The sequence below is a fragment of the [Clostridium] aerotolerans DSM 5434 genome, assembly GCF_000687555.1.
Classification (GTDB): Bacteria; Bacillota; Clostridia; order Lachnospirales; family Lachnospiraceae; genus Lacrimispora; species Lacrimispora aerotolerans.
The window spans coordinates 237,616-261,585 of record NZ_JHWJ01000001.1 but is presented as its reverse complement, the minus strand read 5'-3'; the positions used below and the strand labels follow the sequence as shown (position 1 = coordinate 261,585).

The 23,970-nt window shown below is 42.0% G+C and carries 22 protein-coding genes, 1 tRNA gene and 1 pseudogene; 2 read left to right on the top strand and 22 right to left on the bottom strand.

What is annotated here, in order from left to right; translation table 11 throughout:
• Positions 1-11: 11 nt before the first annotated feature.
• Positions 12-614 (bottom strand): FMN-dependent NADH-azoreductase, encoded by a 603-nt coding sequence (locus T546_RS0101215; RefSeq protein WP_026890056.1) that lies wholly within the window; start codon positions 612-614, stop codon positions 12-14.
• 370 nt (positions 615-984) lie between these two features.
• On the opposite strand from T546_RS0101215, the gene T546_RS24895 reads away from it, so the two are divergent.
• Positions 985-1,137, top strand: a complete 153-nt coding sequence (locus T546_RS24895; RefSeq protein WP_084326059.1) for a FeoB-associated Cys-rich membrane protein — start codon at positions 985-987, stop codon at positions 1,135-1,137.
• Between the two features lie 67 nt (positions 1,138-1,204).
• Here the strand turns inward: T546_RS24895 and T546_RS0101205 are convergent, their stop codons facing one another.
• The 3 genes from T546_RS0101205 to T546_RS0101195 all read right to left on the bottom strand — a co-directional run bounded on the left by T546_RS0101205 (position 1,205) and on the right by T546_RS0101195 (position 4,118).
• On the bottom strand, positions 1,205-1,741 hold the full coding sequence (locus T546_RS0101205; RefSeq protein ID WP_026890055.1) for a flavin reductase family protein: 537 nt from the start codon (positions 1,739-1,741) through the stop codon (positions 1,205-1,207).
• A gap of 125 nt (positions 1,742-1,866) precedes the next feature.
• The gene (hcp, locus tag T546_RS0101200) at positions 1,867-3,504 is read right to left on the bottom strand and encodes a hydroxylamine reductase (protein ID WP_334291579.1); all 1,638 of its coding nucleotides are present in this window, start codon (positions 3,502-3,504) and stop codon (positions 1,867-1,869) included.
• A gap of 182 nt (positions 3,505-3,686) precedes the next feature.
• Positions 3,687-4,118, bottom strand: a complete 432-nt coding sequence (locus T546_RS0101195; protein ID WP_026890053.1) for a DUF488 domain-containing protein — start codon at positions 4,116-4,118, stop codon at positions 3,687-3,689.
• Between the two features lie 92 nt (positions 4,119-4,210).
• On the opposite strand from T546_RS0101195, the gene T546_RS0101190 reads away from it, so the two are divergent.
• Positions 4,211-5,638, top strand: a complete 1,428-nt coding sequence (locus T546_RS0101190; RefSeq protein WP_026890052.1) for an amino acid permease — start codon at positions 4,211-4,213, stop codon at positions 5,636-5,638.
• Positions 5,639-5,646: 8 nt separating this feature from the next.
• Here T546_RS0101190 and T546_RS0101185 read toward each other — a convergent pair whose 3' ends face one another.
• From T546_RS0101185 to selD, 18 genes and pseudogenes are all read right to left on the bottom strand, one after another.
• Complete coding sequence (locus T546_RS0101185; protein WP_026890051.1) at positions 5,647-6,342, bottom strand: GntR family transcriptional regulator; 696 nt, start codon at positions 6,340-6,342, stop codon at positions 5,647-5,649.
• A gap of 67 nt (positions 6,343-6,409) precedes the next feature.
• Positions 6,410-7,321, bottom strand: coding sequence for a selenium metabolism-associated LysR family transcriptional regulator (locus tag T546_RS22575; RefSeq protein WP_051629522.1), 912 nt, complete (start codon positions 7,319-7,321; stop codon positions 6,410-6,412).
• Positions 7,322-7,364: 43 nt separating this feature from the next.
• Positions 7,365-8,822, bottom strand: coding sequence for a BCCT family transporter (locus T546_RS0101175; protein ID WP_026890050.1), 1,458 nt, complete (start codon positions 8,820-8,822; stop codon positions 7,365-7,367).
• Between the two features lie 120 nt (positions 8,823-8,942).
• Complete coding sequence (gene grdH / locus T546_RS0101165) at positions 8,943-10,262, bottom strand: betaine reductase selenoprotein B (RefSeq protein WP_084326057.1); 1,320 nt, start codon at positions 10,260-10,262, stop codon at positions 8,943-8,945.
• Between the two features lie 13 nt (positions 10,263-10,275).
• On the bottom strand, positions 10,276-11,601 hold the full coding sequence (locus T546_RS0101160; RefSeq protein ID WP_026890048.1) for a glycine/sarcosine/betaine reductase component B subunit: 1,326 nt from the start codon (positions 11,599-11,601) through the stop codon (positions 10,276-10,278).
• A gap of 60 nt (positions 11,602-11,661) precedes the next feature.
• A complete protein-coding gene (selA, locus tag T546_RS0101155; protein WP_026890047.1) occupies positions 11,662-13,041 on the bottom strand; it encodes an L-seryl-tRNA(Sec) selenium transferase in 1,380 nt (459 codons plus the stop codon).
• Between the two features lie 26 nt (positions 13,042-13,067).
• On the bottom strand, positions 13,068-14,228 hold the full coding sequence (grdD, locus tag T546_RS0101150) for a glycine/sarcosine/betaine reductase complex component C subunit alpha (RefSeq protein WP_026890046.1): 1,161 nt from the start codon (positions 14,226-14,228) through the stop codon (positions 13,068-13,070).
• A gap of 4 nt (positions 14,229-14,232) precedes the next feature.
• Positions 14,233-15,719: pseudogene (gene grdC / locus T546_RS22570) on the bottom strand (glycine/sarcosine/betaine reductase complex component C subunit beta).
• 135 nt (positions 15,720-15,854) lie between these two features.
• Positions 15,855-16,319, bottom strand: coding sequence for a glycine/sarcosine/betaine reductase complex selenoprotein A (grdA, locus tag T546_RS0101140; protein WP_081752258.1), 465 nt, complete (start codon positions 16,317-16,319; stop codon positions 15,855-15,857).
• A gap of 116 nt (positions 16,320-16,435) precedes the next feature.
• The gene (gene trxA / locus T546_RS0101130; protein WP_026890045.1) at positions 16,436-16,762 is read right to left on the bottom strand and encodes a thioredoxin TrxA; all 327 of its coding nucleotides are present in this window, start codon (positions 16,760-16,762) and stop codon (positions 16,436-16,438) included.
• Between the two features lie 14 nt (positions 16,763-16,776).
• The gene (gene trxB, locus T546_RS0101125) at positions 16,777-17,706 is read right to left on the bottom strand and encodes a thioredoxin-disulfide reductase (protein WP_026890044.1); all 930 of its coding nucleotides are present in this window, start codon (positions 17,704-17,706) and stop codon (positions 16,777-16,779) included.
• A 30-nt stretch (positions 17,707-17,736) separates the two neighbouring features.
• Positions 17,737-19,602 carry a selenocysteine-specific translation elongation factor gene (selB, locus tag T546_RS0101120; protein WP_026890043.1) on the bottom strand — a complete coding sequence of 622 codons (1,866 nt, stop codon included), beginning with the start codon at positions 19,600-19,602 and terminating at the stop codon, positions 17,737-17,739.
• A gap of 40 nt (positions 19,603-19,642) precedes the next feature.
• Positions 19,643-19,738: transfer RNA gene (locus T546_RS0101115), tRNA-Sec, on the bottom strand.
• Positions 19,739-19,850: 112 nt separating this feature from the next.
• On the bottom strand, positions 19,851-20,114 hold the full coding sequence (locus T546_RS22565) for a DUF3343 domain-containing protein (RefSeq protein ID WP_034597418.1): 264 nt from the start codon (positions 20,112-20,114) through the stop codon (positions 19,851-19,853).
• Positions 20,115-20,150: 36 nt separating this feature from the next.
• Positions 20,151-20,771 carry a sulfurtransferase-like selenium metabolism protein YedF gene (gene yedF, locus T546_RS0101105; protein ID WP_026890042.1) on the bottom strand — a complete coding sequence of 207 codons (621 nt, stop codon included), beginning with the start codon at positions 20,769-20,771 and terminating at the stop codon, positions 20,151-20,153.
• A gap of 20 nt (positions 20,772-20,791) precedes the next feature.
• Positions 20,792-21,922: an aminotransferase class V-fold PLP-dependent enzyme gene (locus T546_RS0101100; protein ID WP_330371839.1), complete on the bottom strand. Its 1,131-nt coding sequence runs from the start codon at positions 21,920-21,922 to the stop codon at positions 20,792-20,794.
• Between the two features lie 38 nt (positions 21,923-21,960).
• Positions 21,961-22,869, bottom strand: a complete 909-nt coding sequence (locus tag T546_RS0101095) for a selenium metabolism-associated LysR family transcriptional regulator (protein WP_026890040.1) — start codon at positions 22,867-22,869, stop codon at positions 21,961-21,963.
• A 47-nt stretch (positions 22,870-22,916) separates the two neighbouring features.
• The gene (gene selD, locus T546_RS0101090; RefSeq protein WP_026890039.1) at positions 22,917-23,948 is read right to left on the bottom strand and encodes a selenide, water dikinase SelD; all 1,032 of its coding nucleotides are present in this window, start codon (positions 23,946-23,948) and stop codon (positions 22,917-22,919) included.
• Positions 23,949-23,970 lie beyond the last annotated feature (22 nt).

Genomic DNA, 23,970 nt, shown 5'->3' with positions numbered 1-23,970 from the left:
TTTTTATTCTGTTAGAACGTTTCAGCTATTTTCACAGCCTTTTCTATATCTTCTGCCACCATTTTCTCCACGTCAACACCAATCACATCAAGCTGGTCAGCAGCTATGGTTGTAAAATCAGTAACTCCTAGGAAGGCTATGATGGTTCTTAGATATTTATCACCTAATTCAAACTCTTTTGCGATATCAGAGCTGTAATCTCCGCCTCTTGTGGTAATATTGATGGCCTTCTTGCCTTTGCAAAGACCAACAGGGCCTTCTGCTGTGTACTGGAAGGTAATAGAGGAAACACAGATATAATCGATATATGCTTTTAAAATAGCCGGGATTCCAAGATTCCATAAAGGCTCTGCAAAAATGTATTTGTCAGCCTCCAAAAACTGATAGGCATATTTCAAAATCGGGTGATCCTTTCCTACTCCAGGGGCTGGATTGTGATATTCAAGATCCTTTTCCTCTAAAAAATGAATTCCCATCTTATATAAATCTAAAACTACCACTTCGTCGTCTGGATGGTGTTTTTTATACGCTTCCACAAATGCATCTGAAATCTGAAATGTTCTTGATGTTCCTTCTGGTTTTGAATTTGCTTTAATATAAAGAACTCTGCTCATAATAAAAATCTCCTTTATGTTATTTTCTTCACAAATTGATGGTTGACTTCGTTCCATTGCCATCTATTGGTTAACTTCATTATAGCATTCCCCAAAAATTGTGCAAGTAGGCACATTTTAGTGGTGTGGTTACTAAAAAGATACTTACTAAAATTCATATGCTCCTTTTATCGTTTCATTCGAATCTTCCATGGTATCAATAAGTTACTTAGTAACTTATTGGTGCCTACTTTACGGCAGACTTCCACAGTATTATAATAAGTTTAAATCAATGAGCCATGTTAGTGGCTTTCATTTTAAGCTTATGGTTAGATTGACCTAACTAAAAAGAACAAAAAGATTTTGGTACATATCCAGGGAGGTGTTTGTTATGTTAGCTACTATTGTGATTAGTGCACTCATTGCAGCTTATGCAGGTTTTATCATTGTGAAAAGAATCAAAAAGGCGAAACAGGGCGAATCCGGCTGTGGCTGCGGCTGCGGCTCTTCCAGTTGTTCCTGCGCCAGCGACTTACAGGATTAATATTTGACAAAATAAAAAAACGGATCTGGGACGGTGAAATCTACGCATCTCCCTGATCCGTTCTTTTTTATTTCATAAACCGGTATCCCTTGCTGTCACCGTCTCCAATATAGAGAACCTCATCAAAAGCTGGTACTTTCAGTCTACCGGCTTCGGTTAAGTAGGATTCTGCCACAAGACGGCCTTTGATCTTTGCCAGTATGTTGGTGATTCCCATGTGATTCTCGCTTTCAATCACATCGGTCAGTCTGCATTCAATGGAAATCGGGCATTCTTCAATGATTGGAGCACTGACGACCTTAGATGGTACTGGAGTCAGATTGATGCTGTCAAACTTTTTACACTCCGCTCCTGTATTCTTTCCACAGAAATTAATTGCTTCGATCTGGCTGCTGTCTGCAATATTGACTACAAAATCAGATACTTCCTTAATCCGGTTCAAGGCGTAGCCTTTTGTGCTGAAACCAAGTGCCATCATGTCCCTTAAGGTGTAGGAAGATGATATGGTGGTCACATTTGGTGTGCCGTCCGTATCATAATAGCTTACAAGAATGACCGGGAAGCCGTAATACAGTTTTTCATAATATACATTTACTTTTTTCATCATTACCTCCATAAACTGAAACTATCTAAAAGTTATTGTAAGCCAGCACTTACACCACTATCCTATCAAAAAGCTGGTGATGGTTGTTGCCTGCGCAACGTCCATCACCAGCCAAAACAGACTGATTATGCGTTCATGAATAATTCCATATCTGCATCTACGCTTCCCATTCCAGCGATACCAAAGGTATCTACAAGAACCTTTGCTACATTTGGAGATAAGAATCCTGGTAATGTCGGTCCTAAGTGAATGTTCTTTACGCCTAAGTGAAGAAGTGCAAGAAGTACGATAACGGCCTTCTGCTCATACCAGGCGATGTTGTAAGCGATTGGAAGATCATTTACATCATTTAACTCGAATACTTCTTTCAGCTTAAGAGCGATTAAAGCTAAAGAGTAAGAGTCATTACACTGTCCTGCATCTAATACTCTTGGAATACCGCCGATATCGCCAAGCTGAAGCTTATTATATCTGTACTTTGCACAGCCAGCAGTTAAGATTACAGTATCCTTTGGAAGCCTCTCAGCAAACTCTGTATAGTAGTCTCTGGATTTCATTCTTCCGTCACAGCCTGCCATAACAAAGAATTTCTTGATTGCGCCGGATTTCACAGCATCAACCACCTTATCAGCAAGTGCGAATACCTGATTGTGAGCAAATCCACCTACGATAGTTCCAGTTTCAATCTCATCCGGGCTCTGAAGAGTCTTAGCAAGTGCGATGATTTCAGAGAAATCTTTCTTGCCATTCTCATCTGCTTCGATGTGCTTGCAGCCTGGGAAACCGGTGGCCCCTGTGGTATAGATTCTGGCAGCAACTTCTGGATTCTTTGGTGGTACGATACAGTTTGTTGTAAACAGGATCGGTCCGCGGAAGGACTCAAACTCTGTTACCTGTTTCCACCAGGCATTTCCGTAGTTACCTGCAAAGTTGTCATATTTCTTGAATGCCGGATAGTAGTGAGCTGGAAGCATCTCGCCGTGTGTATAAACATCAACGCCTGTTCCCTGTGTCTGCTCTAACAGCTGCTCCATATCAACTAAGTCATGACCGGAAATAAGGATAGCCGGATTCTTTCTAACGCCGATATTAACAGTTGTGATCTCTGGATTTCCGTAACGGGATGTATTAGCCTCATCAAGAAGCGCCATTGCACTTACTCCAAGCTCACCTGTCTTTAAGGTCAATGCAACCAGATCATCTGCAGAGAGAGAATCATTTAAGGTTGCTGCAAGAGCTTCATAAGTAAACGCATAAATATCATTATTTTCTTTTCCAATGTTTAAAGCGTGCTCTACATAAGCTGCCATACCCTTAACACCGTAAATGATCAGCTCTCTTAAAGAACGAACATCTTCGTTTTCAGTCGCAAGAACACCTACGCTGGCAGCCTTTTTAAGCATCTCTTCTCTTGAGCTTACAGTAAATACAGCAGCATCGTTATTACCCTGATAAGAAGCGTCTTTTGCTAACTGATCTCTTAATCCAAGTACATGAACGATCTGAGCTTCAATGGCATCTGCATCAAAGTTTGCATTTGTGATTGTAATAAAAAGGCTCTTGATTACTTCATGATTGATCTTAACGATGTCAGCAACGTTGGTATTTGTCTTTACTACGATTTCAGAAATACCTTTCACTGCATAGATAAGAAGATCCTGTAATTTTGCAACCTCTTCTGTCTTACCGCATACGCCCATGACTGTACAACCTGTGTTCTTTGCCGTTTCCTGGCACTGATAACAAAACATGCTCATATTCATTACCTCCTAAAGTAAATTATTATGCACAGCACCTTTTTATTTGGTGCACATACTTGCCAATATGATTGGTGAGTGATATAAGGAAGAGGTTCCTTAGGCATTTGCCCTGCCCTCATTCCTTGTACAGGATAACATCATATAGGATACATGTCTGTTGTTATTACAACGTAGCACAATCTTTTTCATTTTATTATTTGAAAATGGTTCAAAAGCATGGAATACAGGATCTCACTATGGGATCTTCTCTTCTTTGTCTCTGTGCCAATCAGGCAGATTCCAGAATATTTTTCATAATTAGTTTTAAAATGAGAAAGGATGTCCCTCTCCCTCATTAAAGCCTGATATCCATTCTCATACTGGTCCCATGAAGTCCAATGCTTAAGATATGGATTTAGAAGCTCAACCGTAGGGGCCAGGGCCAGATCATGGACATATGCGGCACCAGTAATGGTTCTTACAAAATACTCTAAATCTCTTTTTTTCGTAAAGCCGCACAGCTGGGAGTCATTCTTTTGCCTGATATCAAGCACCAGATCTACCTGATATTGTTTTAAATTTTCAAAAAATTTTTCAGCGCTGGTTTCGTAGGCACTGAGTACATATAAGTTTTTCATTGGTACCTCCATTCTCATTGTATTTTCATCGTTTCGAATAACTTTGTCAATATTTGAAATAATAATACAAAAAGCAAAAGCGAGGTTTCCTCATGAAACATAATACAAAAGGTCTTTCTGCAGGCCGCTTAACGATGATGGCTCTGGGAACCGTAATCGGCGGTTCCTTTTTTTTAGGCTCGTCGGTTGCTATAAAGGCGGCTGGTCCGGCAATTATTCTTTCCTATCTTATTTGTGCTGTTATGGTCTACTTCATTCTGTTTGCACTTTCAGAAATGACGGTATCTAATCCTGATTCCGCATCCTTTCGGACGTTTGCATCTCAGTATATTAATAAAGGCACAGGCTTTGTGGTTGGCTGGGTCTATTGGACTGGGATGGTTATCTCCATGTCCAGTGAGGCCACTGCTGTTTCTTTACTATTCCGAACCTGGTTTCCAACCGTCTCAATTCCTCTCCTTGGGACTGGTCTGATCGTGGGAGTTACCCTCTTGAATCTTTTAGGAGCAAAGCAGCTAAGCCATTTGGAAAGTGTTCTTTCAGCCATTAAAATTGTTGCTATTATTGGATTTATCCTGTTAGGCGGGCTGATTGTCCTTGGTGTCTTGCCGGGCATGCGCCCATTGGGAAACAGCATCCTACGCTCGGAACCGTTTCTCCCAGGCGGCCTAAAAAATCTGGCCGGAAGTATGCTCATTGTATTATTCACCTATGCTGGCTTTGAAATCATAGGACTGGCTGCCAGTGAAACCGATAATAAGGAAAAGAATATTCCCCGCGCCATTCATTTGACCGTGTTCTGGCTGGTAGCCCTTTATATTCTTTGTATCTCCGTCCTCTTGCTTTTAGTTCCCACCAATTCTTTAAGCGAAGACGTCAGTCCAATGGTCACGGCCTTGAATCGGTATCAAATGTCTTGGGCCGGGACTGCCATGACAATCATATTAATCAGCGCAATCTTATCTACTATGCTTGCTGCCATGTTTGGAATCGGCAGAATGCTCCGCTCTCTTGTGGAGGAGGGACTTGGTCCTGGGTTTTTAAGGGATAAGACGGATGTTCCTTATCGGGGTATCCTTTTTTCAGGGCTCAGCATGATGATGTTTCTCTATGTAGGACTCTTTTTGCCTGAGTTTTATCTGTTTTTAATCAGCTCAGGAGGATTTGCACTGCTTTTTACCTATATTGTTCTCATGTTCAGCCACATCCGTTTTCGAAAAAAGAACGGGAAGCCAGAAGGGAACTGCAGGCTTTGCGGATTCCCCTACAGTTCCCTGTTTACCATGGCAGGGCTTCTTATCGCTATATTCAGTATGCCATTTTTAAAAGGGCAGACTTCAGGGTTTCTGGCAGGTATTGCCCTTGTAGCCTTTTTTACAGCCTGTTATGGAGTTTTAAAAGCCGTGAACAAAAGAAAGGCGATGCAGGAGAAAGAGCTTCCAAAAGCTACTCTTAGGCATCGCCGAATCTTAACAGAATTTTCAGAGGAATTACACCCGGATGAGGAAAAGAAAGACTAAGTTCAGTTTTAAAGCATTTTCACAGCATTCAGATAAGAATCCATGTGTATTTGAAATGCAGACAACGCCTGCTCCAGCGAACCGCTGCGGCAGGCTTCAATAATATTTTTATGTTCTTCGTACTTCTCCTCGGCAGAACCTAAGGTGGAAGTATCCTTATTCATCGCAGTAAGCAATTGAAAGTACTGGTTTTGTAAAATATCAGCTCTCCGGAAGCTTTCTGATTTTTTCCAGAAAAACTCATGAAAGGCCAGGTCACAGGAATTAAAAACAAAATTTTTCTCCTTCTCATCTGACTTATTGTCTTTCCCTAACATAATCATCTCCTGGTTCAGCGAAGATAAGTACTCCAAGTCCTTTTCATCTAGAAGTTTCTTTTCAAATATAATCGTCAGTACCTGCATTTCCAAAGGAATTCTAATCGAAAAGATTTCTGCGATATCCCCAATATCCAAATTGAGAATCTGGCTGCCTTTTTTCGGCGAAAATGAAAGAAATCCTCTCATATGAAGTTCTCTTAATGCTTCCCTGATGGGCGCTCTGCTTATCTGAAGTTCTTCCGACATATCAGTTTCAACCAATCGGTCTCCACTTTTTAACTCTCCCGTAAGAATCTTATTTTTCACATAAGTGACTACAATCTCACTTAGATTGGATTTGGAATATGTGATCATGTTATTTATTTCATATGAATGAAATAGCATTTGTCCACCTCGCAATGTATTTTATGCCTCAAAAGAACATTATACTATAGATGGAAGGCAAATCAAATTAAGATTTAATCTTTTCATAGTAATTCTTTGCATAATTGATGAATAATTCCTGTGCTGGTGTTAAAACCATATCCTTTTTCAGTACATAAAAGATATCTCTGCTCAATTCTTCCGAATCGATTTCTACCATATTGACCAGATTCAAACGCTTGTAGATGGTCGCTGCCGCTTTGGATACAAACGAAATACCAAGCCCCTTGGATACCGCTTCCACGATTCCCTGAGTACTGCTAAAATAAGCAACGACCTTCATATCCTTTTCACGAATGTTGTTATTGACAAGAAACGTCTCCAGCTTTGTTCTGGTGCCAGACCCGGCTTCCCGCATAATAAAGTTTTTTTTGGATATAAAGGAAATTATGTCAGAAACAGTCCGGCCCCCCGTATATCTCATACTCTTTGGCAGGATTAAGACAATTTTATCCTTACAGAAAGTTGTAAGCTTGTATCGGCAGCTTTCTGTCTCTGTTCCAACAAAGCCAATATCATACTGATATTGGCTTAACTCTTTAAATACACCTCCACTGTCTCTTTGATATAAATGAAAGACAATGTTTTCATATTCTTTATTAAAATCAGAAATTAGCTGCGGCAGTAAATACTGGGCCGGAACGCTTGAGGCCAGAATATTGATTTCTCCTGCACATTCTTTTGTAAATTTACCCATTTCAAATAAAGACTGATCACGCAATGCCAGCATATTCTGGGCATGTTCATAAAATTTTACCCCTGCCTTAGTCGGATACACTTTCTTTGTTGAACGAACAAACAACTGAGTGCCAATCTCTTTTTCCAATGTATTAATCTGATTGCTTAATGTTGGCTGAGTTAAGTATAAGGCTTCAGATGCTTTTGAAAAACTCTGCAGTTTGGAAATTTGTACAAATGCTTCTAATTGTTTAAAATCCATACGTTTCTCCGCTTCTCTAAAGATTGTATTTTAGTGCGCTTGATTAGTCTTTTTTATCTTCCGATTTTAATGCTTTTAACAGACAAAAACAGGCAAGCAGCATAATAATAGCCAATGGGAATGCTGCGATGATAGAAGAATTCTTTAAAGCTGTTAATCCGCCTGACATCAGTAAAACAAGAGTCAGCAATGCCAAAAGAGCTCCCCAAAGAATCTTTTTCCCATTTCCAGGATTCATATCCCCGCTTGACGAGAACATGGATAATGCAAAGATTCCTGAATTTGATGAAGTAATGGAAAATGTAATTAACAGGCAGATGGCAATTAAGGAAAATACCATTCCAAGTGGATACTCCCGCAAAACTACAAATAATACTGTTTCCGTCGATTCCACTGCCTTTGCTATTATTTGTTTGTCCAGGTTCAAACCAAGACTGCCAAAGATGGAGAACCACAAAAAGGATACGATGGATGGAGCAAATATAACTCCTATTACAAACTCCCGAATGGTCCTGCCTCTTGATATCCTGGCAATAAAGGTGCCCACAAATGGTCCCCAGGCAATCCACCAGGCCCAATAAAATATCGTCCAGGACCCAAGCCATGTTTTGTCCCCAAAGGGATTGGAAGAAAAGCTGTCTGCCACAAAACTGTTAATATAGCTTCCAAGTGAATTGATAAAAACATTAATAGAAAGAAGCTTTGGACCGATTAAAAAGACACCAAGCATAATAGTAAATGCTAATACGAAATTAATATCGGATAAAAATTTCACTCCTTTATCAATTCCTTTTACTGCTGTACAAGTGTAAATTACCATTAATGTAAAAATGATAATAACTTTTACCATGTCTGTCTTTGGTACCTGAAAAAGGAAATTAAGGCCGGAATTGATCTGCATGGTTCCCTGGCCTAAGGAGGTCGCAAAACCTGCCACTGTGGCAAAAACGGCACATACATCAATTAATTTCCCGATGGGTCCCTTTACCCCTTTTTCTCCCAGAAGGGGAAGAAAGATACTGCTGATCAGACCTGGTGCATTCTTTCTGTACTGAAAATATCCAAGTGACATCCCTATAATGGCATAGGCTGCCCATGGGTGGAATCCCCAGTGCATAAATACTTTTTTCATCGCCAGATTGGCGGCCCCCTCATCTCCCCCAAAGCTCATATAATGAGTGAGTGGCTCCGCGACTCCCCAGAAAACAAGGCCGATTCCCATACCAGCGGCAAAAAGCATTGCAAACCAGGAACGGTTGCTGTATTCAGGTACCGAATCATCCGGCCCTAATTTGATCTTTCCATATTTGCTAAATGCAATGCCCAATGAAAAAACAACAAATACAAACATACAAAATAAGTAAAACCACCCGAAATAAGTAACAAGAAAATCCTTTGCCGCAATGGTCGCTGCCGTAAATACATCATTTGCTAAGAGGCCAAGGGCGATAAATACAGCAGTTATAAACAGCGATATGTAAAAAACAAGGTTTTTCTTCATTTAGGAACCTCCTCCTGAAAGATAAAATTTACACAGAGTTCTAGAAACTTTTATTTAAGTGATAGAAAACACTTTGCTCCCGTTTGGAGAAAGTGTTTTCTATCACTTGTTACTTCTGGACTAAATTTTAACTTTAAAGACCTGAGGTTCTTCGATATCACTGGTTAAGGCATCTAATGCGACACCGACTCTATGGTAACGAAGCTTAAACTGTTCTTCCCTGGTTGTCGCCGGATCTCCCAGCGGATAAGGGATAGAGATGGTTGGAACCAAACGGTTTACTCCAACTGTTTTTGCTACCGGGATTAAGTTTGCCATCTGAACGATGGTAATTCCTTCTCTTTCAATTTCTCTTGTCATTGTTGCACCGCAACGTGTACAGGTCCCTCATGTAGAGGTCAGAATTGCAGCTCTGATCCCGTCCTTTTTTAATACTCTTGCTATTTCTTTTCCCATTCTGGAGGCTTCAGCCTGAGTGGTTCCTGTTCCTACCGTAGAGAAAAAGTATTTATAAACTCCACCAATCTTACCTTCTTTTTGATACTTTCTCATGGCATCCAAAGGCACGATTACATCTGAGTCGTTATTGGCAGCCGCAGGATCAAATCCGGCATGAATGGTCATGTATTCCCCTTTGACTAAGTCATCCGTCTGGGAAATATCGTATTTGCCCCATTTGGTTGCAGAGGCAGACTGGATCCGGTCCGGATTTCCTACCGGAACAATTCCGCCAGAGGTAAGGAGTGCTACCTCCATGGTGCTTAATTCCTCTGGGGTAATGGCTGGAGCAATGGCAACACGGTCTGACTTAGGTATGGGCAGCTCTGTCTCGTAAGGCTCCCCCTTTACCTTTTTAAGAAGCATGTCAATCACACGGTCTGCTGCTGTAACCGGTGGATCAAGCCAGATCTGTTCTCTGATTCCTCTTCCAAAGTATCCCTCTTCTGCTGCTGGAAGTAAGGTTTCTCCCTTTAACAGCTTAAGAGCAAATTTAGCCATAGCGCTGACGTCTTTTTTCATGCTTGCAGCACTGGCTCCGCCCTTGAATACATACATTTCCTTACGGAACATTTCAACGCCTGGGTTTTCATCATTCATTGAAGTGAGTACAGGAACGTCAAATTCCTGCTTAACGGCCTTGCAGATATGGCCGCAGGCAGAGCCGTAACGGCCAGCTCGAAAGGCCGGACCAGCAAAGAAAACATCAATTTCTTTGCCTTTTAGCATAGAGATAATGGATTCCACTGCTTCTTCGGTATTGGATCCAATAAAGTTATCTCCGCAAATAATGGTATGGGTTATCTCAACTTCTTTTCCCAATGCCTGCTGCAGAGCCATTGCAGGACCCACAAGACCTTCTCTAATCTCAGGCTTAAAATCAGCATGTTCTTCTCCGCCGATCTGGCCAAAGAACTGATTTAAGTATAAAATACCCTTCATCTTTTTCCCTCCTTTAAAATTCTGCCATTGTCTTTGTTGACCAGCCTACGACCTGATCTCCGCAGAACATCGCATTATTCTCCATGATAATAGAACCATCCTCTTTTACGGATGCTCCCAGGATTTCATCGTTGGACCAGCCTCCTGACATTCCATCTCTTGCCAGAGCCTCCAGCTCGCCTAATACGGTCTCCATCTTTGGCAGACGGATGAGCGTGGAAACATTTCCGCAGGATACAATTGCATTCTCTTTTTCATCTAAAGATACGAGAGGCTGGCTGGCTCCGTCTCGTCCGGTACATTCATTGGTAAGACCTACGGTCTTTACATTGGCATTTTCCAAGGCTACAATGCAGCCTGTAAAGTCTGCATCTGGATTGCCATAGCCTTCTTCGGCTACAATTGCAGAATCTGCTCCCAGGGATTTTGCCATCTGAGCCACAAATAAGGCAGCTCTGTCTTTCTGGTCAAGAGCCACATTTAAGTTTGACATAATGACTCCAAGGAAATTAATTGTTTTTCCATGCTCTTTATAAAGCCTGCGGATCATGGGGAGATTCTGAAAATCATAGGTAGACCACTTAGAGGAGCATGGCATAAAGGAACCGCTGATCATCGCTCCGTCTAACACCTCATTGGGGTGCATAAATGTGGGAAGCATCCGGTTGGTATCCCAGCCGTAATTCAAATCGTTATACCCCCCCTCTTCCATCTGGGACTGAGGCTGAAGCACTAAGACAACGCTTGGAAGCTCATTTACTTCCTTGCTTCTTTTGGTCACCGGTTCCAGCTCAAAGGTTTCTACCTCATCCGGTGTTAAGTCCTTTGTGACTGCACCGATGTATTCAGCCAGGCGCATACCTGCCCATCGTAGGGCACGGTTCTTTTTCTGCTGCTCTCTCTGTTCAAAGGTTTCATCGCTGTCAGCAACCAGGACCAGGTTCTTTAACTGGGAGTAGTATGTGTATTTCGCACCCTCTCCGCCCATATCAATGAGCCCATCCTGAAATCCGCCGTAGTGTTTTCCAACCACCAGGACGCTCATATCTTTTAAAGCGTAAGTGGTACCATCTCCGGCCTGCATAAGATCTCCGGTCACACCTGGGAAAACAGGACCTCCTCCAACACGGTAACGTGGCTCGATTGCCTCCTTTACCGGAACGAGACGGACCATGTCTCCAGGTGATACAATATAAAGGTCTGCTTCTGTAATATGCTCATCTTCCTTTATGACCGAAAGAGCCTCCTCTTTGTTCACCGTAAGAATCCCATCTTTTAAAGAAGTTTTATCACCAAAGCAAATATCTTTTACATAAAAATTGCCTAATTCCAACTTCATTGGGTGTCTCCTTTCAAATTCAAAAGACAAACCTGCATTCTTTTCATGCAACTTAAGTCCCTATAATTGATTTAAAAAATCTGCTGCTGTCTGAATGTCTTCTTCGCTCATGGTTCGCACATCAAACAGCACTTTGTTTTTATATATCCTTGTTACAATGGGGATGGAATTTTCTCTGAGTATACGTTCCAGCATTCCTTCTGAAATTTCTGTTCGGTATACACTGACAGCATAAGAATCAAGGCAGACTCCTGGCATAGACCCTCCGCCAATTTGACTCTGGGTTTTTACCACTTCATATTCTGCTTCCTGACACTGATTCAGTAACTTAAAAAACAACCGGGCCTTCTCCTCCAGACATTCCAATGGCTCCATGATCATATGTAGGGTTGGTATTGTCTTCATTGCTTTCTCTTCGTCTAAGTACTCTCTTAACGTAAGCTCCAGGGCGGTTAAAGTAAGCTTATCAATTCTCAGCGCGCGAAGAAGATGATTTTTTTTCATTTTGCTGATGTATTCCTTACTTCCAACTATGATTCCAGCCTGGGGACCTCCAAGCAGCTTATCTCCGCTAAAGCAGACCACATCGGCACCATCCAAAAGACACTGTTTTACCGTTGGCTCTTCTCCAATTCCATGAGCTTTTAAATCCATCATCAGACCGGAACCCATATCATATATAACTGGAAGCTGATGCCTGGCACCGATTGCTTTCAGCCCTTCGATGGAAACCTCTTTCGTAAAACCAATGATCTTATAGTTGCTGGTATGGACTTTTAAGAGCGCACCTGTATGTTCACTGATACCATTTACATAATCGGATTCGTGAGTCTTATTGGTAGTTCCCACCTCAACCAGAGTACAACCGCTGGCCTTCATAATTTCAGGTACCCGAAAAGAGCCGCCAATTTCTACCAGTTCCCCTCTTGAGACAATCACTTCTTTTTCTCTTACCAGAGAATTTAGGATTAAAAATACGGCAGCCGCATTGTTATTTACGACCAAAGCCGCCTCAGCACCGGTTAAAAAAGTAAGAAGCTGTTCCACATGGGCATACCTTGACCCTCTTTCCCCGGCTTCCAGATCATACTCCAGATTGGAATAATAACCGCCAATCTCTTTCATTTGATCAGAAACTTCCTGGGCAAGCTTTGCCCTTCCCAGATTCGTATGAAGCACAATTCCAGTGGCATTGATCACCCTTTTTAGATGAGGCTGATTCTGCCTTTTGATCTCATCTTCAATCCGGTCCAGCAAAACGTCACGAGCACATCCGGTGGATTCTCCCGTTACTATTTTTTCTCTTTCTGAATCTATCTCTTTTTTAACAGCCAGCTTTATCAAAGCTTCCGGTGCTTTTACGGCTCGTTCTATGATCATACAACGTATTATTTCATCTACCTTTGGCAGTTGTCTCATAAGACTGTTTTTATCGATCATTCCATCATCCTTTTAAGAAAAGTATCTCAGCCAATAAATTTCTTCTGGCTTAGAATTGTTCTTGCCTGTTCCAGATTGTGTTCCCCAACAAGCACCACAGGTCCTGTACAGCCCATACCGCTCTCTGCATAGATACCCACTCCCCACAAGCAGGCAACCGCATCTTCAAGGTCCATGATTTCAATGCCCAGAATCTCTTCTGTTACGACTTCCTTTTGTGGTACCTTTATGGCATCGGCTGACTCTTCCCGTTTTCCTGATTTAAGCTCAAGCAGGATATCATTAAGTCCAGCCTTTCTTGCTTTTTTAAATTCTTCTGATAATACCTTCTGATATTCTCCTAAGAGCATCTCTTTGGCAAATTCTATAGCACCTTCAATCACAGGAACTCCCGATGCTCTGGATACGATCATGATCAGCTTCTCAAACCCTTCACCAATGCCAGGTCCATAGCCATAGCCAAGAGATTCATATTTCCCTCCTGTGGTGTAGGCTGATAAAAGCTTAGACAGTACGTTACCGGTTAAGGAATCCATAACCATGACATCTGCAGAGGCAGTCAATAAATCATTTCCACGCATGATCATGCCGCCATCACTTCTTCCAGAGGAAGCAAAACGGATATCGTATCCATTTTCTTTCAGCTTCTGCAATGCAATTTCCGTCTGACGGGCACCATCCACATTTAAGATTCCAACCAAAGGCTCCCCCACTCCGCAGGCTTTGGCAGTAACGATACCGTAAATGGCATTTTTTATCATTCCCTCCACCCGGTTGACCGATGAGGTTCCTGTTGTCGTTGCCAGATACATCTTTCTTCCAGCTGCCGGTGTGATCACCCGGCCAACCGTTGATACTCCAATTGGAAATGGATAATGCATGGTAACTGCCCCATAGACTTCTTTGTTTGAGAGCATTTCATCCATTTTTTTATGTCCCTCTTCTTCGGAAGAAACGAGAACGGACTCTAAATTCTCTGCTTTTACGTCTCTGGTGCCAATCACCTTTACAGAAATCCCTTTTTTAGCAGCTTCCAGGGCTGCGCTATAAATAGTCTCTTCCCCATGTTCACTGCCAATGGCCGTAACTGCTATGGGTGTCTTTTTACCTGACTGTCCGGTTTCCAGCATATGTGCCAGATCAAGAAAGGTCTCCGCGACTATTTTTTTCATTTTCTCATCAGACATAGGTTCACCCCTCATCACCCTGAAGGTGCTTTGCAAAGTCCTTTAAGGAATCAGCAATCAGCTTTCTGACGCTGGCTTCTGAAACAGACTCGTCTTCTCCGGCACCACTGTTTTGCTGAAGTATAAAAGATACTCCATCAAATAAGTTGGTCATTCTGCCAAGAAACAGACTGCCTTTTCCAATCATCATGACTCTGTTAAGCTTTTTATCCATCAGCTCCTGTCTGGCAAATCCGAGGTAGGGAACGCCTGACGGGATATGTCCCTGAGTAGGTGCCAGCCAACCAGTCCATGATCGGTTACAAAGTCTGCAAGCTGTGACTTTTCAATTTCTTTGCGCATGGCTGCAAGTGCCCCAATCATTTTATAATTGGCTTCCGGTACATTGCCTGCTCCAGCAGGCTTTGTAATATCCGGGTTCTGCATTTCCACGGAGTACTTATCAATGTCTGATAATGTAAGACCTACCTTTTCCAGAGGAATCGCGGTCAGGGATGAGATGACATTTTGAGGAGAGGAACCGGTTCCAACCGTATGCCTTCCTACAATATCACTGTTGATTTCCGGACTCACACCGTCGTTAGCACTAACTAACACTGCGAAACCGGCAACGCAATCTTCCAGTATGGGCATATTTTTGTTTACATGATCTTTTCCGTTCATACCAAGCTTTGCGGTGGAACCGCCAGCCGCAACCACCACATGTTTAAAGGTTCCGGATTTCACAAGGGCAGCCGCATGTAAAAGCGCATGGGCCGGGCCTGCACAGAAACCTCTAACATCAGAGCCGGTAGCATTCACAAGACCTGCTATTTCGGAAGCAGCTTTTGCAAAGTTACCTCCGCCTCTCTGATTCATATCTCCGCATGCTTCTTCCGAGCACTCAATAACGTAATCAATCTCTTCTGCATTTACCTCTGTTTTGCCGATGAGATGTAATAAGGATAAAACACATGATGCTTTTGAAACAAGATTCTCAAAAATGACGTGGGCAGAAAGCGATTGGTCAATATCGTGGGCCGCCTTGATACATCCAACTATTTTGCCTTCAAAATACAAGGGTTCTGCATGGGCATCCTGAATCAACTGTAAAACCTCAGGCAATGCAATTCCTTTTTCAAGGGCTTTTAATAAGGCTGGATTGATAAGACTGTGTGACTCTAATTTAGACCTTACAGAATTGGCGAAATCCAATTCTAATTTTACCAGATCAAATACGTCACATATGGCAATCAGGCCGATGAACTCATCTTCCGGCATGATTTCTCCGAATTTACCTTCTCTTTCTGTGTGTTCAGACTTCTGCAAAAACCATGGCTGCTCGTATCCTGCCAGCTCCTGTGGCGTCATGTTTCCAATATAGGTCTGATTGGGTAGATACGCCTTACACTCCTCATAGGTGCGCAGGCTCTTATCCAGGTTTTTTAAATATTCAGATTCCGGATCAATGGTTCTTTGCGTAGTTTGTGTCGTGCCATTGTGAATGACCATATCCGGCGTATGAGCAAGGATATAACTTGCTCCCTTTAAGACACTGTACATATTTGCCTCCTAATAATAAATCAATTCCTGTAAAATGTTGTTCCTTATACCATTTCACAAGAATTGATCTGTAAAGAGAAGATACTAGTATTTACAATACTCGTCTCTTATTGTCGACATTTCCTTTATGATATCATCTACATCTAAAACCATTTCCATCATACTGATCTGCTCGTCATAAACACTGCTGTCTACTTCGTCTTTTACTTCTGGCTCACAGGCATGATATACTTTTAGTCCCAACTGGACTCCTGCTAAAGGTCCTGCATAAGTAGGGTCTCCTGCAGTAACAGTCTCAGCAGCAAGGCCAGCGGCCTCACCTTCTGCGGCACCTAAAATAACAATAATATTTTCAGGTCCATACTGTTCTGCTAATGCTTTTACCCTCTTCTGATTCTCAAGATCCATAGCACCCGCGGCCGTTCAGACAAAGCATTCTGTTGATGAGAATACTACTTCTGCGCCAGCTGTTTTTACACACTCTTCAATGGCTGGGCCGGGAATGCCGTCTCTGTCACCGATAATGATGGCTTTTTTGTCTCTAAGCATCATAATTCCTCCTTATATTTTTTATATTAACGAAAAATCACCTGGGGAAGCTCCATGCATAGCTAGCAGCCCACTCAAGGATCTTGCGCTATTACCAATGTTTGATTTTCCAGCCGTTATTCAGCCAGAGCGTATTTTTTAACCATTTCTTCTATGCTGTCCGGAGTCGCATCTTCTTTGACCAGCTCCTCCACCTTTTCCCCGCCTTTGTAAATTGCCATAACAGGAAGGCCAAGTATCTTTTGTGAGATAGCGAGTCTTCTGGCCTTTGTGGTATTTAGCTTTGTAAATTTAAGCTTATCTCCATATTCCTCTGCCAGCTTTTCCACATGAGGCAAAAGAGCCTTACATGGCTCACAGCCATCTCCGAAAAAATCCACAAAAACAAAACCATCTGCTTCTAAGACCTCTGGTCCAAATGTGTCCTTATCAACGATTAACATATTAACTCCTCCTTTTATTCTGAAACATATTTTTCAGCCATGACTGCGGCAATTGCACCATCCGCACAGGCTGTAACAACCTGCCTCAACTCTTTTACTCTGATATCTCCCACTGCATACACGCCTGGGATGTTGGTCTCCATATTTTCGTTGGTTTTTATATAGCCGTACTCCAAATCCAATATTCCTTCAAAGCACTTTGACTGGGGTAGATAACCAATAAATCCAAACACACCAAAAGTGCCGTCCTCTTCATCGGCTACGATTTCTTTTTTCTCCCCGCTTTTTAAGTTCTCAACTGTCATGCTTTGAACCATACCGTCGCCACCTATCTCTTTCACCACGGTATCCCACATAAATTCTATCTTCTTATTTTTGAATGCCTTTTCCTGAATGGATTTTGCGGCTCTTAATTCATCTCTTCTATGGATAATGGTGACTTTACGTCCAAACTTGGTGAGATAGATTGCTTCTTCCACTGCGGTATCTCCCCCGCCTACCACATAAATTTCAAAATCTTCAAAGAAATTTCCATCACAGGTCGCGCAGTAGGATACACCTTTTCCTATGTAATCTTTTTCACCCTCACAGCCGATGGGCCTTGGAAATGCTCCGGTTGCAATAATGACTGTTTTGGCGTAATAATCATTCTTTTTGCCGTGAAGTACTTTTACATTCTTTGTAAAATCTACGGATTCCACACAGTCTGCAGCTCTCTCAATTCCAAATGTCTCTACCTGCTTTGACATTCTCTTAACCAGGGAGCTTCCTGATTCCTCTGGAAGACATCCTGGATAATTCTCGATCTCAGATGTGATGACAATCTGTCCTCCATCTTTTTCTTTTTCAATGAGCAAAGCATTCAGCCTTGCTCTGCCTGCATAAAGACCGGCTGAAAGTCCGGCTGGTCCCCCACCAATGATTACAACATCATAAATTTTCACTTGATACCCCCATTTGTTTGAATTTGTATTTTAGACAATGATCCGATCTTCTCCCTGGCGTTTGGTATACTTTTCCTGGTCAAATCGTTCCAATAGTATTAACGCAAACTTTCGGCTGGTTCCAACCATATCCCTAAAATCCGAAAGCTTTAAAATACCCTTCTCATCGAATAGATCTTTTGCTTTCCCTCTTACCCCCTCATATTGACCTCGGTCCAGTATGTATTGACCCGGGAACAGGAGTAATTCTTCCTTTAACATAAATTCAAGTACTTGCTGCCTGTCTTTTTTATTCTCTGTAAGCTCTGAGATGGTCATAAGCGAGTAACCGCTTAAGTGTATCCTGCCTAACAGATCTTCCTTTATCTTTTGCTGATTTTGTGTCAGCTCAGGCTTAAAATGGAACAAGGATACGAGATTTTGCTCCAGCTTCAACCGTTTTACTTCCGCCAGGTACTGCAGCAGAATCTCTCCCTGTTTTTTGTTTGGCAAATGAAACTTATCAAGGAGCTCTGCCTTTGGCATCCCGTTTCTAAGTGGATTGTTTTCATGATAGTCCATCAATATGGATTCGGCCCCGGATTGGAACCGAATCAGGAATTCTTTATGTAAATACTGCTTTCCAATCTGTATAACAGTTCCCTCTTCCATCAGATGACAAAGCTCATCTTTTACCGTTTCTCCATTGATAAATGAAGCGATTTCTTCCAGAACCGAAAAAGGATGTCCTTTTAGGTATTCTTCCATAATCTCATCTACAGACGAGGAATCTTTTAGACTGACAGACCTTATCAATTCTTCTGTAAATTTCTTATACCGCTGAGGCTTGGGATCAATGATAATGCCGCCTCCTATGGTGGTTACCGGGGTTATGGTTCGTAAGACGAATCGGTCTCCTTTTAATACAACAATATCGTGATCCAAAATGATCTGGGCATAGCCCTCATCCTTTGATTTCACTGTTTTGTGTGTAATCGGAACGATTTTAGCAAGTACTTCCGATGAGCCTACATAAAGCTTCAAACGGGAAAATCTCTTTAGTTCGAACTTGGTATCCTGGACGATGCGAAACTTTACATCAATGATATTTGTTACATATACGCTGTCTTTTGCAGCCACTGTGTTTCCTCGTTTTAATTCTTCTAAGGAAACCCCGGATAAGTTAATGGCTGTTCTCTGACCCGCATACGCTTCTTCCACATTGTGGTCATGAACCTGAAGGTTTCGCACCTTTGCGGAAAATCCCTGGGGATAAACAGTGAGCTCATCATTCACCTTAATGACTCCCTCCATAAGGGTTCCTGTTACCACCGTCCCGTACCCCTTTATGGAAAAAACTCTGTCTACATTCATGCGAGGTTTTTTCGTAAAGCTTCGTTCCTGTATATCAGAGGTCAAACGTTCCAGTTCCCCAATGAGGGTTTGAAATCCCTTACGGCTGATAGAATCAACCTCAACAATCCTGGTCCCAGTAAGAAACGTTCCTTTTATAAAGTCTTTGATGTCTTCTATTACCAATTCCTTAAATTCTTCATTCACCATATCGACTTTGGTAAGCACAATCAAATATTTCTGAATCCCCAAGTATCCAAGAATTTCTATGTGCTCCCTCGTCTGTGGCATAATACCTTCTGTTGCCGCTATGACAATCAGTGCGAGATCAATTCCGGTTGCTCCTGCCAGCATATTCTTAATAAATTTCTCATGGCCCGGAACATCCACAATTCCAAGATTCCGTCCATTAGGCAGCCGAAAGCTGGCAAAGCCAAGATTGATTGAAATTCCTCGTTTCTTCTCTTCTGCCAGCGTATCCGTATCACAGCCGGTAAGTGCTTTTACCAAGGCTGTCTTTCCGTGGTCAATGTGACCTGCTGTCCCCACAATAATGCTATCCATGGAATCCCCCGTAAATCTATATGTAAATGTGAATTATTTTTGGCGGAAACATATGGGAATCGAACCCACCCACGGCAGTTAATACCGCAACACGGTTTTGAAGACCGGTAGGCACACCAGTTACCTCTCTGTTTCCATTCTTAGTTTGTATTGTAGATTGTCTACAATTCATATGGTAATTATATCATTCTAAAAATCATTATCAACAAAGTAAACGCTATATATTTATGCAACTTTATTGATTTTTTTTATAATTGGAATGTTACCATTGGTATATTTGTATATTCCCCTGATATTTTTTTAAACATGCTCCGGGGGGTGATTCCACCCTGATCCAACACTTGAAAGGCGAATCGACTATCTGACTCCTGTATTCGCAGACAAAGCCCGCATCCAGCCGTAATTGCTTCTGGCATAGGCATAACTTTAACAGGTATTTTTGCATCAAGTAACATCTGCTCAGCCATGATAGAATGATGAGTGTTATAAAATGTAAACAATATTTCTTCCATAAGACATTCTCCCAAACATGAATGATTAAAATGGCTTTAAATATTTATGACAGAACCTGCTGATGCCATCTGTTCCGTAATCGTCATCATATTTACGATTCGTCCGACCCCCAGGGTAGATTTCACAGAATAGTAATCTGCACAGGTACCGCAGATTTCAATCTGAGTTCCAGCCTTCTCAAGCTCTAAAAGATCATCTAATGTATTGGCCCCCTCCACCGTTAGAAGTACACCTGAATTAAAAAACAATACTGCCTTTGGCGGAGTCTCTAACTGGGTGAGTGAGAACAGAAATCCCTTTATGAGAATTTTGCCAAGTTCCTCACTTCCCTGTCCCATGTAATTTTTACTAACAACCACCACCAGCCCGCTCTCCTCCTTTGGGACAGGAATCCCCTCTTCAACAGACTGAATCATGAGCTGCTCCTGTGCCTTGGCCGGAACCTTTATGGTGACCCGATAGCTTCCAGAATGAAGCATTTCTTCCTCGGCTGTATAACCGCTTCCTTCTGCCATATTTTTTAAATTATCACATGCAGGCTGATTGTCAACAAGCACCTGTAACTCTCCGCCCTCCAGCGCAAGTTCTGCGGCTGCTTTCTTTGCTAATACCACTGGTACCGGGCAGGCTTTTCCCATCGCATCGATTATTTTCATATCGGTCAACTCCTTTGGGATTAAGTTAATTCGCGTAACGCTTTTATAGCAAATTCCACTTCTTCTAAGGTATTCATATGGGAGAAGGAGAAGCGGACCGCTCCCTTATCCTTCGTTCCCAGGGCCTCATGCATAAGCGGAGCACAATGTGCCCCGGCACGTACGCTGATATCATATCTTTCATTCAGCTCATATGCCAGCTCGCTGCTGCCAATATCAGCTGCATTAATCGATACCACTGGAGTCCGTGAGACAGAATTAAAATCACCGTAAACGGTAATAGAAGGCATCTTCTTTAATTCAGTTACAAAATAATTTGCAAGTTCCAAAGCCTGGTTCAAAAACAGTTCTCTTTTATCACTTACATAACGAACGCCTGCCAAAAGGCCTGCAATGCCATGGCAGTTTTGAGTCCCTGCCTCCAAACGCTCCGGCATCTCTTCCGGCCCTGTTTTTGAATAAGTATTACTTCCACTTCCTCCCGTATAAAGGGGTGATATGGAAAATTCCGGCTTTACGCATATGCAGCCGGTTCCCTGAGGGCCATACAGAGATTTATGTCCGCTGAAACAAAGTGCAGTTATGTTCATGGCTTGCATATCAATTGGCAAAAGCCCTACCGATTGGGATGCATCCACAATAAAAAAGATGCCTTTTCTCTTACAGAGCTCTCCAACTGATGAAATATCATATCCATTACCAGTTACATTCGACGCATGAGTCATTACAATTGCCTCGGTATCCGGACGAATGGCACCTTCCAGCCCCTTTAAATCAAGCCTTCCTTTCTCATCCACAGGAACAATCGTATAATCTCCTCTTCGATAAACGGGTCTGAGTACGCTATTGTGTTCCGCAGCCGTCGTAACAATGTGTCTCTGTATGGACCCAATCGTCTGGTTCAATGCCATGGTGGCATTTTGACAGAATGCAACGTGAACCTCGTTTTCTCCCCCCACAAAGCGGGCAATTTCCTGCCTTGCGCTTGTTATACATCGAAGTCCTTCCATGGAAGATTTATTCACTCCCCTGGAGGAATTACCATAGGAAAGCATTGCAGTTGTAACCGCATCAATCACGCATTGCGGCTTGGGCATTGAAGTAGCAGCACTATCAAAATACATAATTAAATCCTTTCTGATATCAGCCATGGACTGATATTCCCATTTTATATAGAATCTAAATTTCGTTACTGCAGTTCTTTATAATAATTAAGAAGATATGTCTGAAACAATTTTTGCACTGGTTGTAATATCATTTCTTTTTTCGATAATAAATAGAAATTCCGATTAAACGTAAAATCTTTTAATTCAATGGTCTTTATCAACCCCATTTGGGTATACATGGCAGTAGAAGCCCGGGATACAAATGAAATACCAATGCCGCTTGAAACTGCCTGTAAAACACCGTGTGTATTGTTAAAGGAGCAGGCGGTGTTTAATTGATCAATCGTCAAATTCAAGGAGAGCAGGATTTTTTCCAGCTCCTTCCTGGTTCCTGATCCGTCTTCTCTCATAATAAAAGGCTGAGTACGAAGGAGCTTTATCAACACCTCCGGTGATATATTCTCCGGGGTTTTAAAACCAGAAGGAACAGCAAGCACCAATGTATCGTGGTAGAATGGAGTTTGTACAAACCTGTTGCCGGAAAGCTTTGTTCCTGTGATACCAAAATCAAAAATACAGTTAGAAAGCAGCTTTCCTACTTGTTCACTGTCACTTTGCCTGACTTTAAAAAAGATATCGGGATAGCTTTTTTGAAATACAGCAATCAGGGAAGGAAGCAGATATTGAGCCGGAACACTGGAGGCCAAAAGAGAAATCTCTCCTCTAATGCTGCTTCCTCCCTGGGATACCGTATGAATGGCTTCGTCACGAAGAGCCAGCATGTTTTGCGCATAAACAAAAAAATCCAATCCGCTTTTTGTAGGATAAACTTCCTTCGTAGAGCGTATCAACAGCTGTGTACCCAATTCTTTTTCCAAAGAATTAATATGGGAACTAATCGTAGGCTGAGATAAATAAATGGTATCAGCCGCTTTTGAGAAGCTGTTTAGCTTCGCCACATAAACAAATGCTTCAAGTTGCTTTAAATCCATAGTGACACAACCTTTCAACCAAAAGATTCCTTCCAATATGTAATGTATTACCCTGATATAATCAGGTTTTTCTCTTGACGTGTTATCACAGATGCAACGCAAGAGCTTACGATTCCCAGGTCACTCAGGTCTTTTAATAAAGCCTCAGTATCTCTGGAATCAACACTAAACAAAAGACCGCCTGACGTCTGGGGATCAAACAATATTTCCTGCATTGGCTGGGAAACATGCTCAAACCGCAGTTTATCTTTTAGATATTTTCTGTTTTTCTGACCTCCGCCTGTGATCAAATATTCCTCCGCCAGTCTATAAGCTTCTTCTATATAATGTATCTTAGAGCAGTCTACTAAAATGGTATAATCCTCTGTAACCATTTCATTTAAATGTCCTAAAAAGCCAAATCCAGTCACATCAGTACTTGCATGTATCCGGTATTTTTTACTTGCCTCTGCCCCGTACTTATTCAATGTCTGCATGCTGTCAACCGCTTGTTTATAGCTTTTTATAGAAGCCTCTCCCGCTTTATAGGAAGAGGTCACCAGGCCCACCCCAAGAGGCTTGGTAAGTATAATATCATCACCAATGGAGCAATTATTATTTCTCATAATTTTTTGAGGATTTACAATGCCGGTGACTGAAAGTCCATACTTTGGTTCTTTATCTGCAATGGAATGGCCTCCGCAGAGTACCCCTCCTGCTTCTTTTACTTTTTCTGCCCCGCCCCTTAATATCTCACCTAGAATGGCAGGATCTTCATCCTCTGGAAAACAGACGATGTTAAGAGCAACCTTAACTTCTCCCCCCATTGCGTAAATATCACTTAATGCATTTGCTGCCGCAATTTTCCCGAATAAATAGGGATCTTCCACCATAGGCGGAAAGAAATCAAGGGTTTGAATGATAGCCAATTCATCCGTTAACCGATAGACAGCCCCATCATCTGATGTATCAAATCCTACAATAAGATTCTTGTCATCAAAAAGAGGTATATTTAACAATGCTTCTTTTAACATTCCCTGAGGCAGTTTGGCAATACACCCTCCACAAGAGGTAAACTTGTTGATTTTTCGAACATCCATAACTTCTCCTTAAACCAATCAG